10 protein-coding genes are annotated in these 11,981 nt (G+C 40.5%); 2 read left to right on the top strand and 8 right to left on the bottom strand.

Annotated elements, in window-relative coordinates; genetic code table 11:
- The 4 genes from rsxC to PSF27_RS04960 all read right to left on the bottom strand — a co-directional run.
- Nucleotides 1–1,879, bottom strand: a 1,879-nt coding sequence (rsxC, locus tag PSF27_RS04975) for an electron transport complex subunit RsxC (RefSeq protein WP_272680998.1), incomplete at its 3' end; no start/stop codon positions are given.
- Nucleotides 1,872–2,486, bottom strand: coding sequence for an electron transport complex subunit RsxB (gene rsxB, locus PSF27_RS04970; protein WP_206086074.1), 615 nt, complete (start codon nucleotides 2,484–2,486; stop codon nucleotides 1,872–1,874). The genes rsxB and rsxC, both read right to left, overlap by 8 nt.
- Nucleotides 2,486–3,067 (bottom strand): electron transport complex subunit RsxA, encoded by a 582-nt coding sequence (gene rsxA / locus PSF27_RS04965; RefSeq protein ID WP_206086073.1) that lies wholly within the window; start codon nucleotides 3,065–3,067, stop codon nucleotides 2,486–2,488. The genes rsxB and rsxA overlap by 1 nt, the downstream gene beginning before the upstream one ends.
- Before the next feature lie 88 nt (nucleotides 3,068–3,155).
- A complete protein-coding gene (locus PSF27_RS04960) occupies nucleotides 3,156–3,596 on the bottom strand; it encodes a DUF2569 domain-containing protein (protein ID WP_206086072.1) in 441 nt (146 codons plus the stop codon).
- A gap of 393 nt (nucleotides 3,597–3,989) precedes the next feature.
- Here PSF27_RS04960 and PSF27_RS04955 point away from each other — a divergent pair, with 393 nt between their 5' ends.
- Nucleotides 3,990–4,964 carry a bile acid:sodium symporter family protein gene (locus PSF27_RS04955; protein ID WP_206086071.1) on the top strand — a complete coding sequence of 325 codons (975 nt, stop codon included), beginning with the start codon at nucleotides 3,990–3,992 and terminating at the stop codon, nucleotides 4,962–4,964.
- A 240-nt stretch (nucleotides 4,965–5,204) separates the two neighbouring features.
- On the opposite strand, the gene add is transcribed toward PSF27_RS04955, so the two are convergent.
- The 3 genes from add to manA form a co-directional block, all read right to left on the bottom strand.
- Entirely contained in the window at nucleotides 5,205–6,206 is a 1,002-nt protein-coding gene (gene add / locus PSF27_RS04950) for an adenosine deaminase (RefSeq protein ID WP_206086070.1), read from the bottom strand.
- Nucleotides 6,207–6,401: 195 nt separating this feature from the next.
- A complete protein-coding gene (locus PSF27_RS04945; RefSeq protein ID WP_272538399.1) occupies nucleotides 6,402–8,048 on the bottom strand; it encodes a YdgA family protein in 1,647 nt (548 codons plus the stop codon).
- A gap of 110 nt (nucleotides 8,049–8,158) precedes the next feature.
- Nucleotides 8,159–9,334 (bottom strand): mannose-6-phosphate isomerase, encoded by a 1,176-nt coding sequence (gene manA, locus PSF27_RS04940; protein ID WP_206086068.1) that lies wholly within the window; start codon nucleotides 9,332–9,334, stop codon nucleotides 8,159–8,161.
- Nucleotides 9,335–9,513: 179 nt separating this feature from the next.
- Here manA and fumC point away from each other — a divergent pair, with 179 nt between their 5' ends.
- Nucleotides 9,514–10,911 carry a class II fumarate hydratase gene (fumC, locus tag PSF27_RS04935; RefSeq protein WP_206086067.1) on the top strand — a complete coding sequence of 466 codons (1,398 nt, stop codon included), beginning with the start codon at nucleotides 9,514–9,516 and terminating at the stop codon, nucleotides 10,909–10,911.
- Between the two features lie 58 nt (nucleotides 10,912–10,969).
- Here the strand turns inward: fumC and tus are convergent, their stop codons facing one another.
- The gene (gene tus / locus PSF27_RS04930) at nucleotides 10,970–11,878 is read right to left on the bottom strand and encodes a DNA replication terminus site-binding protein (RefSeq protein WP_272680997.1); all 909 of its coding nucleotides are present in this window, start codon (nucleotides 11,876–11,878) and stop codon (nucleotides 10,970–10,972) included.
- Nucleotides 11,879–11,981: the final 103 nt, after the last annotated feature.

Raw genomic sequence — 11,981 nt, 5'->3', positions numbered from 1 at the left:
CTGGTTGAGCGTCAACCACAGGAGCTGTTGGCTCTTGCGCTGCTTTCTTGGCTTTCGCACGGGCAATGGCAGCAGCAACTGCAGCTTTGCGTGGGTCGACTTCTGTTTGTTGTTGAGCGTCAACCACAGGAGCCGTTGGCTCTTGCGCCGCTTTCTTGGCTTTCGCACGGGCAATGGCAGCAGCAACCGCAGCTTTGCGTGGGTCATCATCAGATCCACTAACAGGAGCATTAACTTGCACATTAGCCAATTTCTCAGCTTGTTTAGCACGAGCTTGGGCTTTTCGTGCCTCACGTGCCGCAATAACTGCGCTGTTGTCAGGCAATTCGCCAGAAACAATTTTAATCGGCTCTTGGCTTGCAGTTTGTTTTGTCTTCACTCTTGCTAATGCCGCATTTACTACGTCTTTATCGGCACTTTCAACTTGAACAACCGCTTTCTTATGGCGCTCTTCACGGGCCAGTTTATCGCGCTCCATTCGCTGTTGTTTCGCTTCAAAGCGCAATTTCGCTTCTGCGGCACGGCGCTCTTCTTGTGCGATTTCACGAATTTCTGCTTTTTCTTGGCGGTAATATTGCACTAACGGGATATTGCTTGGACAAACATACGCACAGGCACCGCACTCAATACAATCGAATAAATTGTGCTTTTGCGCTTTTTCGTGCTCGTCACCCTTACTGAACCAGTAAAGTTGCTGCGGTAATAAAGCTGCTGGGCAGGCATCAACGCATAATCCACAACGAATACACGCTTCTTCAAGGGCTTTTGGCCCCATTTCTTCCATTGTAGGAACTAAAAGACAGTTACAAATTTTGACAACAGGAACATTGAGGTCGGGTAGGGTAAAGCCCATCAATGGCCCCCCCATGATCACCATTTGTTCAGGTTCTGGGTTGAATCCAGATTGTTGTAGTAAGTGCCTTACTGGGGTACCTAAACGTGCCCAGAAATTTCCCGGTTGGGAAATCGCTTCACCTGTTACAGTGACAACACGTTCAATTAAAGGTTGTCCATCAATGACTGCACGTTTAATTGCCACAACAGTACCCACGTTTTGCATCAACACGCCTATTTGGGATGAGCGGGCACCCGATGGTACTTCTTGACCGGTTAAAATTTTAGTTAGTTGTTTGGCCCCACCTGAAGGGTATTTAGTTGGGATCACACGGACGAAAATGTTTGAGTCTTGTTTAGTGATGGCTTTATTCAGAGATTGAATAGCTTCTGGCTTATTATCTTCAATGCCAATTAATACTTGGTCTGGATCTAATAAATGTTGTAAGACGCGGCAGCCTTCAATCACTTCTTGGGCGTGCTCTTGCATTAACCGATCATCAGCGGTGATATAAGGTTCACATTCAGCCGCATTGATAATCAATGTTTTAATCGCATCTTTACCTCCCGCCAATTTAGAGGCAGTAGGGAAGCCCGCTCCACCTAAGCCTGCAATTCCAGCTTGCTCAATTTTGTGCAATAAATCTGGTTTGGCTAATTGATAGTAATCAGGGGTTGGCTCTAATGGGCACCAAGTATCTTTACCATCAGATTGAATACGCACACATAATTCTTTCAAACCCGATGGATGTGCAGTCACCATAGGTTCAATTGCAGTAATCGTTCCAGAGGTTGAAGCATGTACTGGTACGGTACGACCAAGACCACGAGTTAACGGTTGGCCTTTAAGCACAGAATCACCGACTTGAACGATAAGTTCACCTTCAGGGCCTAAATGCTGCTGCAATGGGATAATCAGCTCATTAGGTATGGTTGCAACCCGCATAGGGGTACGGCTGGATTGCAACTTCATTTCAGGCGGGTGAATGCCACCATCAAAATCCCAGATATTGTCTTTTTTCAACCATTTAAATAACTTAAGCATGGGAGTTCTCCCTTGATTTCACTTCAGTTTTTTCAATAGGTTCAACAGAAATATTTTTCACTGGAATAGTGTTTAAATCCCATTTCCAATTGGCGGTTGTGGTTTTCACGGGGACAAGTTCAATACAGTCAGTTGGGCAGGGGGCGACGCATAAATCGCATCCAGTACATAAATCTTCAATTACGGTATGCATTGCACGGGTGGCACCGACAATGGCGTCAACAGGGCAAGCTTGGATACATTTCGTGCAACCGATACAGTTTTCTTCATCGATAATGGCAACTTTACGAACAGGGTTCTGCGCTGCTTCATCACCATCAATAGGTTGTGGGTCAACATTCAGCAATTCGGCTATCTTTAGCATGACTTGCTCGCCACCAGGGGCACATTTATTGATCATTTCACCATTGTTAGCGACCGCTTCTGCGTAAGGGCGGCAACCTGGATAGCTACACTGCCCACATTGACTCTGAGGTAAAATAGCTTCCACTTGCTCGACAATTGGGTCAGCTTCGACTTTAAAACGTAACGACGCGTAGCCTAAAATTAGGCCGAAAATCAAACCAAATACGGCTAATATACCGATGGCAATCCATACAGACATCATTAGAATTTCACCAAACCACTAAAGCCCATAAATGCGAGGGACATAAGCCCTGCAGTGATCAGGCCAATGGAAGAACCACGGAATGGGGCAGGGACATTGGCAACAGCGAGTCGTTCACGGATCGCTGCAAACAGAACCATCACAAGGGAAAAGCCAATAGCGGCTCCAAAACCATATACGGCTGACTGCAGGAACGAATGGGACATATTAATGTTTAACAATGCCACACCTAATACTGCGCAGTTTGTTGTAATTAAAGGCAAGAAAATACCTAATAACCGATAAAGTGTAGGGCTTGTTTTTCTTACAACCATTTCTGTAAATTGTACTACCACAGCGATTGCAAGAATAAAGCTGAGTGTACGTAGATAAAGTAGGTCAAGGGGAACGAGGATCAGTGTATCAATTAGCCATGAAGAAATGGAGGCTAATGTCATGACAAATGTTGTCGCTAATCCCATACCGATGGCAGGTTCAAGTTTCTTTGATACCCCCATAAATGGACATAACCCAAGAAATTTAACAAGGACGAAGTTGTTAACCAGCACCGTACCAATAAAGAGTAATAGATAATCAGTCATGCTATTGCCTGAAATGAAAATATAAAGAACAAAAACTGGCCGAAGCCAGCTAAACAGCCATTATGATATCAAGCAATTTTTGTGATGCTTATCGATCTTGTGTGAAAGTCATTTTAACTCGTTGAGAACGTTTTAAATAAGGGACAAAGAACCCCGCGCCTAACAGGGGCCAAGCAAGGACTTGCAGAGCCGTTTTGTCATCAATGGGTGAAAATGCAAATGTTTTTAGTCCTAATAATAATAAAATAAGTAACCAAATCGTAAAGCGGCGAGGGAAGTGCTTTGAACGAGAAAACATTAATTGAAGCACATGAACACTAAATACTGTCATACCAATCGAGATTGCAAATGACAAATACCACGCAGCAGGAATAAACGTTATCCAACCCTCTACCGTGGAGACAATTTCATACAGCTTGATGCAATACATCACCGTCATACTACAAACTGCCAAGAAAGTGAGTAGCAAGTAGATTGCAGGAACCAAAAGCCAACCCGTCAGGCGGTTAGCGTCATAAACTGAACTCATAAATAATTATCCATTTTTAGCCAATCGCAATCGATTTAACAATTCTATCATAGATTTATTTGCCAACTCATTCCTTCTAATGCTACTTTTCGAGGCTTATTTATATCTACTGCGATGAAAAAGCTTAGGTATAACGACGATTAACCCGTGATCAATTAAGATCTAGCGAGGATCTTCATAATAACTGGCTGTTTTGTACTGTAAACAGGCTTTTTTAGCGAACTTATTAAATAAGCGTTGTTAAACGGTAATATGGAGTGACGCTGTCACTTTAATAAATTTCAGGGAAGCTGAGATTTTTTCCATTGAAAAATGAATTATTACGGCTATCTTTTAAGGCTAAAACCGATTTTAAGGCCAATTAAAGCACTGCCTTTTGTTATGGATAAGCAAATGAACTTACTTGCAAAATTAAGAATTGACCCTTTTTTACTGATCATGATTTGTGTTGTGGGCGTGGCAAGCTTATTTCCTTGTGAAGGAGATATTAAAACGGGCTTCCAATACCTAACAACTGCGGCGATTGCCTTATTGTTTTTTATGCATGGAGCTAAGTTATCACGCGAGTCAATAATGGCTGGGATAGGGCACTGGCGATTACATTTACTGGTATTTGCAAGTACATTTATTTTATTCCCCATTATTGGTCTCGGCTTAGCCGTTATTGTGCCTGCATGGATGTCGCCGACGGTTTATATGGGTTTCCTCTATCTATGTGCATTACCAGCAACCGTCCAATCTGCCATTGCATTCACTTCTGTTGCAGGCGGGAATATCGCCGCTGCGATTTGCAGTGCTTCTGCATCTAGCATTTTAGGTGTCTTTCTTTCACCTATCTTAGTTGGCCTTTTGATGGATGCAGATGGTAGCCAAGCCGTTGACACACTCAATGCTATTGGTTCTATTCTTATGCAATTAATGTTGCCTTTCGTTGTGGGGCATTTATCTCGCCCATTAATTGCTAATTGGATTAATCGTCATCGTAAATTAGTGAATATCACTGACCGATCTTCGATATTACTTGTCGTCTATGTTGCATTTAGTGAAGCAGTGGTTGAGGGGATTTGGCAGAAAATTGATGTTTATTCACTATTGATGATTGTTGTTGTGACATGCATTATTTTATTTGTTGTGATAGTGATAAACACGTTAGCGGCTCGTTTACTTGGCTTTAGCAAAGAAGATGAAATCACGATTGTTTTTTGTGGTTCAAAGAAAAGCTTAGCAAATGGCGTTCCAATGGCGAATGTGTTATTTCCCGCAGCTACGGTAGGCGTGATTTTATTGCCACTGATGATTTTCCACCAAGTCCAATTGATGGTGAGTGCGGTATTGGCACAGCGTTATGCAAAACGCTTAGTGAAGTAATCGTTGTATCGAATAGCTTGAATAACATGTTTATTTAAGCTGTTTTTGTTCTTTTCAGTCTCTCTAACTCTAACTTTTAGTTACAACATGCTATTTATTATTATTAAATAAAGTACCTTAGCATTGTAATTAACAGGTTAGCAGCTTTACAGGCGTGCGTGATTGAAAACAATGTGAGTTTGTCTGGAAGAAGGAACTGAAGGAAAAGGGCATCATTCTGTGCCCTCAATAACTCACTAATTAACGTTTGGCCGCTTTTTGGGCTAGCGCGACTTTCTCGCTATCCGATAAAAATGCCATTGTTAAGCCGTTACGCTGTGCTTGTTCTATCTCTGTAACGCTCAAACCTGCTTGTGGTGCGGCGACTTCATATTCATGGCGTAGTTCAATGCCTTGAACGGCAGGATCATCAGTATTAATTGATGCTAACACACCCTGTTGCAAAAAGGTTTTGAGTGGGTGCTGAGCCAATGAAGGCACAGTGCTAGTTTGGATATTCGACGTCAAACAGCTTTCCATACCAATTTGATGTTGAGCTAAATATTCAATCAGAGCAGGGTCTTCAATAGCTTTTACACCGTGGCCGATGCGTTGTGCGCCTAATACTTTGATTGCATGCCAAATACTGGCAGCACCAGCGGCTTCTCCTGCATGTACGGTAATGTTTAAACCTGTATCACGAGCTTTAATAAAATGCTCTTCAAATAGCTCACCAGGGAAACCTAACTCATCACCCGCAAGGTCTAAAGCACATAATTGGTTACGATGAGCAAGCAAACCTTGTAATTCAGTGGTACAAGCTTTTTGCCCAAACGTACGGCTCAAGATACCAATCAGATTTATTTTAATATCATATTGGCGACAACCCGCTTTAACACCATCAACAATCGCTTCTACCACACCTTCAACGGGCAATTGGTGCTTCATCGCCATGTAATAAGGTGAAAAGCGTAATTCTGCATAATCGATACCTGCATTGAATGCATCTTCGACATTTTCAAACGCAACACGACGACATGCATCTAAATCAGCAAGAACCGCCACACCCCAATCTAATTTTGTTAAGAAACCCACCAAGTCGGCTTCTTGGCCTATAATTTGCACATGAGGGCGAAGAGCTTCAAGTTCCGTGGCTGGTAATTGAATATTGTGTTCTTCAGCTAAAGAAAGAATGGTTTCTGGACGGATATTACCATCAAGGTGGCGATGTAAATCGGTTAAAGGGAGATTTGTTTTTATCACGGAATGTTCCTTTATCTATTTTCTTCCCTTATTTTGGCTGTTACAACGTCAAAGGCAATCTTAAGTCACGAAAAATGTGAAACTCATTCAATTATTACATAATAAATGTGATTGAAATCACATTTATTATGTGGGGTAAAAAAAACGCCAATCAAATTGACTGGCGCTTTAAATTTTTTAGGTAACAGAAATTAATTAGTTAGCTGGAGCTTCTTGCGGAGCAGGCGCTAATTCTGGTGCTTCCATTTCTGGAGCGGGCTCTGCATCAGGCGCTGGAACAGCTTCGTACTCTAAAGCATCATCTGGATTCGACATAATTTTCATCTTAGTCAGGAATTCAGCTAATGTATACTTATCATTGTTGAATGTGAGGTCATTACCTGCAAACTTGATAGTCATCGTTAAATCATTTTCACTATCAATCATCCAAGGTGATTTTTTCTGTTTTGCTTTTTCAGCACGTTCTTCGTCTGTCATGAACATTTCTTCGAATGGGGAAGAGAACATGTCAGACGTTAACATTTGCTGCACGCCTTCGAACTCAGACGTTACCATGCCTTTCATTTCTTTCTTCGTATCAGCATCAACTGGTGTACCTTGGTCAATGATCATGGCTTGCGTCATAGATTCGATTAACATTGGTTTGTTCAGTTTCAGGTTGAAGTCGAAAGATGAAATCAATTGCTTAACAGCTTCATCAACTTTGTTAGACATTGCTAAGGCTGTAATTTCGTCTTGGTTCCATTTGTTAAACGTAATGTTCAAGTCAACAGAGCTTTGACCTGCTTCGTTTTTCCAGTAGAACGGGCTAACAGTGAAAACAGGTTTGCTTTTCATCAGCTCAGGTAATGTAGTAGACATCATTTCCATCGCTAAACGTTCTGTTGCTTCAGTTGGATCGCCATTTGCTAAGCCTTGTGCCAATGCTTCGTTGTATTGCTCAACAAATTTGCCCAATGCTTTTGCATCTAACTTTTCAATTGCAACAGTTAATTCGCCCGAACCTAAGTTTTGCTCTAATGCTTTTAAGTCAGCGATACTGTAAGAGATATTCCCTTTAACATCTTCACCTGTGATAGCTGTATCACTTGAGATTTTGAAATCTTTAAATGAGAATTTGGTATCAGGGATGTTAAAGTCAGTGTCTGCAATAATAAACGATTGTTTACCTGTATAGAAACCGTACTGAGATTTTGTCACATTAGAGACTAATTTTAAGCCTTTTAATGTCATGGATTCAGTTTTATCTTTCTTACCGATAACTAAACTGTCAGTAATTAAAGACGCGTCAACCGCAGCAAGGTCAGCCGTTGTTGAAATATCAAACTTAGAACCACTGAAAGAAACGGTAGCATCATCTTTAGAGTATTCAACAGGGATTAACTCTAAATTAGTATCAATGCTTTTGCTGTAACCGATAACAGCGTTACCATGAATGAATGGCTTCCCTTTGGTTGCTTCAAATAATTCTTTAGTTGTAGCATTATTGGCTAATTCAACTTGGGTCGCTGCTAATTTAGGCATTAAATTAAATTTGGCAACCTGTGAAATAGGGAATGGGCCATGGTCGATATTTGCTTTAAATACGATTGATTCATCAGGTGTAGTCGAATCTGCTGACGTAATTACGATATCTGCTTGTGAAGAGAAAACACCTTTTTTGTAGTTTTCTAATTTAAAGTTCACACCTGATTCAGGCACATTTACAGCAAAAAAATCGTTGGTTTTCAGGATGACTCTATCAAGTTCATCTTTAACTTTAGAACCTGTATACCATGATGCACCGGTCCACACTGCGCCCAGAGCAACGATAACACCAACCGCGACTAATGACTTTTTCATTATAAACATCCATCCTTTCAGTACGTTTCTAACGCACTTATAAATTTGTATAAGTTTTATATAACCGTCTTAATGCTGCGTAAGAAAGACGGCTAATACAGAATATGACACTAAAGATTAAACACTCGAGCAAGTTTACCATTACCTTTAATGGAAACATGTTTCTCATACGCAGGCAGAAAAATAGACTCACCAGAATCAATGCTAATTTCTTTATCACCTGAGTTTAAAACTAACTCGCCTTCAATACAGAATAAAATTGAGGCTGTATCGTTAGTTAGGGTAATCCCCGAGTGATTAATAGAATATATATTAAATGAAAAATCTTCTACTGGAATATGATATTTCCAGATATTTCCAGATTTTTCGGGGATATTTAACAAATCATGCGCAGGCGTAGGTTTGAAATCAATATTCGCAATTAACTCAGGTATATCGATATGCTTATTTGTCAAGCCTGCGCGTAGCACATTATCGGAGTTGGCCATCACTTCTAAACCGACACCTTCTAAATAAGCATGTGGTGTTCGCGCATATAAAAACATTGCTTCGCCAGGTTGCAATTCAATGACATTTAAAAGAAGAGGGGTAAATAAGCCATTATCTTCAGGATATAAGCTAACCATTTGTTTTATTGAGTCCCAAGGTTCTCCCTGACGGCTATTTAAGGCCGCCTTTAATACCCCTAGAGCCAACTCTTTTTGTGCGCCAGTTAGATTCAGAAGTTGTGCAAACAATCGAGAAAGCTTCTCTTCAGAAGGAGATTGAACAAATAACTGAATGTCAGGATGAGCTGCAGAAACAAAATCAAGTAAAGCTGCAATTTCATTCAGGGGACGAAACGCATTCATCGCCTTGAAAGGCGTTAATGCATAGATTAATTCGGGTTTATGATTATCGTCTTTGTAATTACGGAGAGGTGAATCGAGTGGTATGCCTGCCGCATTCTCTTTGGCAAAGCCAACTTCAGCATATTTCTTATTGGGATGAACTTGAACTGACAACGGCTGAGCCGCACAAAGTACTTTGAAAAGATAAGGCAATCGGTGATAAGTTTGCGCCACCTTTTTTCCTAAATACAACTCAGGATGACTATCAATCAATGTATTTAACGGAGTAATTTGATTATTTTGGCTATCGATAACGTCGGAGCTAGCTTTAGGATGCGCTCCCATCCAAAGTTCAGCCATTGGCAAATTCTCTGGATTTGCGATTCCATACAGCTGTGTTAGGGCGTTTTTACTTCCCCAATCATAATTTTGGACTTTGTTTATCATTTTAAGCATAGCAAAATTCTCTTTTTTGTAAAAATCAACTCATTTCCTTAACATCAGGGTACAATAAGCTCGACCAAGTCTCATAAATTAAATTCAATTTGTGGCATTATACTGCTCGGTTATTTGCTTACCTGCAAGCAGACGATTCTAAAATTAATTATTCTGTGTATGTACCTAAGGAGATAGTAATGGCAGCCACTCGCATTGAAAAAGACTCAATGGGGCCTATCGAAGTACCTGCTGACCAGTTGTGGGGCGCGCAAACGCAGCGTTCTTTAGAACATTTCCGTATATCTGTAGAAAAAATGCCAGTCGCGCTTATCCACGCACTTGCGATTACTAAAAAAGCGGCAGCAAGTGTGAATATGGATTTGGGACTACTCGTTAAAGAACGTGGCGATGCAATTATTGCCGCTGCTGACGAAGTTTTAGCGGGTAAACACCCAACAGAATTCCCTTTAGCTATTTGGCAAACGGGTTCTGGTACACAAAGTAACATGAACATGAATGAAGTGTTAGCAAATCGTGGTAGTGAAATTTTAGGTGGTCAAAGAGGTAATGACCGTCTGATCCACCCAAACGATGACGTTAACAAAAGCCAAAGTTCAAATGATGTCTTTCCTACCGCGATGCACGTAGCTGCCGTTGTAGCTATTCGTGAACATCTGCTCCCAGAATTGAAAATTTTGCATAAAACTCTAGATGCAAAAGCAAAAGAATTTAAAGACATTGTTAAAATTGGCCGTACCCACTTACAAGATGCAACACCGCTGACTTTAGGCCAAGAAATTTCAGGTTGGGCTGCGATGTTAGCTCACAGCGAAAAACACATTGAGAACGCGGTTCCTCATGTTTGTGAATTAGCATTAGGCGGTACTGCAGTCGGTACAGGTCTGAATACTCACCCAGAGTATGCGGTTCGTGTTGCTAAAAAAATTGCTGAATTAACAGGGCAACCATTCATCACTGCACCGAATAAATTCGAAGCATTAGCAACATGCGATAGCTTGGTTCATGCTCACGGTGCGTTAAAAGGCTTAGCGGCATCATTAATGAAAATCGCTAATGATGTTAGATGGTTAGCTTCTGGCCCTCGTTGTGGTATTGGCGAAATTTCAATTCCAGAAAACGAACCAGGCAGTTCAATCATGCCAGGTAAAGTTAACCCAACACAATGTGAAGCATTAACCATGCTGTGCGCACAAGTCATGGGTAACGATGTTGCTGTGAATATAGGAGGTGCTTCGGGTAACTTTGAATTAAACGTTTTCCGTCCAATGTTAATCGATAACTTCCTGCAATCGGTACGTTTATTAGCTGATGGTATGCGTAGCTTTAACGAACACTGCGCTGTGGGTATCGAGCCAAACCGTGAGCGCATTGAGAAATTACTACATGAATCATTAATGTTAGTAACCGCATTAAATACGCACATTGGTTATGATAAAGCAGCTGAAATTGCGAAAAAAGCGCATAAAGAAGGCCTAACATTAAAAGAGTCTGCATTAAAGCTGAACTATTTAACTGAAGAGCAGTTTAATGATTGGGTTCGTCCAGAGGACATGGTTGGCAGTATGAAATCTTAATATAAACGTTAAGATTAAATCTTAAGGCACCCGCATGGTTAAACTAGCGGGTGTTTTTTTATCGCTCAATGTAAAGATTTAATCGAGGGATCAATAACTCAACAGGTTTTGCGCGTGGGCGATTACGTAATGCGATATTATCTGCATGGTAGTCAGGCAACTCCCCAATTTTGATTTCAGCCAATGTTTTCTCTACAGCAAAAACGAATAATGGTGTTGCACAGGCAAATTGAGTCTGTTTTTGCTGTGCCTTATCCCAAACGCGTGCAATTGGCTGCACTTTTACAGGGCGCTGGGTTTTTAAAATGGCATCATGGGGAAGGGACTCAATCAATTGTATTTCTGTTTTTAATTGTAATTGCCAATGCTCTCGCGGTAAATGAGCAGGGCAACGGCCATTTTCTAAACTATATTGTAATTTATCGAGCAATGTTTCTTTAGTGATTTTATTGATCACTTTTTTATTTGCCCAACCAAAGCCTAATGTATCTACATCCACTAAGCTTGTGATAGTACGGTAAGTATTTAACGTGAGTAGGCCATGCAAACTTTCTCTAATAAACTCAAATCGTTGAGTCTCATCTATCTGCGTAACAAGGGTTTTAATGGATATCTTCAGCTGATTGATTTCATCTATTAATTGGTTAAACCGCTGATAACCCTGGTTGTCTATTTGAATACAAATGACACCTGGTAGCCGAATAGCGGCTTTGTTACTAATTTCAGTAGATTTATTATGTATAAACAGTAGGTTGAGTAGGGCAATGACTTCTTTTATTGCATTATTACCAGTAATCTCATCAACAATAATTTCGTTGACCTCATTGTTTTCATCACCTTTAATGACATCGGGTAATGTATAAACTTTAGCTATATATTGTTTCTGCTCAGACAATAACCCAGATAACTGTTTTATCTGGCATTCTAATAGGTTAAAAAATTCGATTAATATTTGTTTTTTATTCATATGAATTAGTTACAACATACAGTTTGTTTAAATATAAATTAACATTAGCAACAGTGTTTTTCAATTCGATTGTGTTAACTAGCGTAAAAAGGGGATGACTCCC

The sequence above is a fragment of the Providencia sp. PROV129 genome, from assembly GCF_028482245.1.
Lineage (GTDB): Bacteria > Pseudomonadota > Gammaproteobacteria > Enterobacterales > Enterobacteriaceae > Providencia > Providencia vermicola.
Note: the sequence above shows the minus strand (reverse complement) of the source record. Positions and strands in the feature narration are given on the sequence as shown.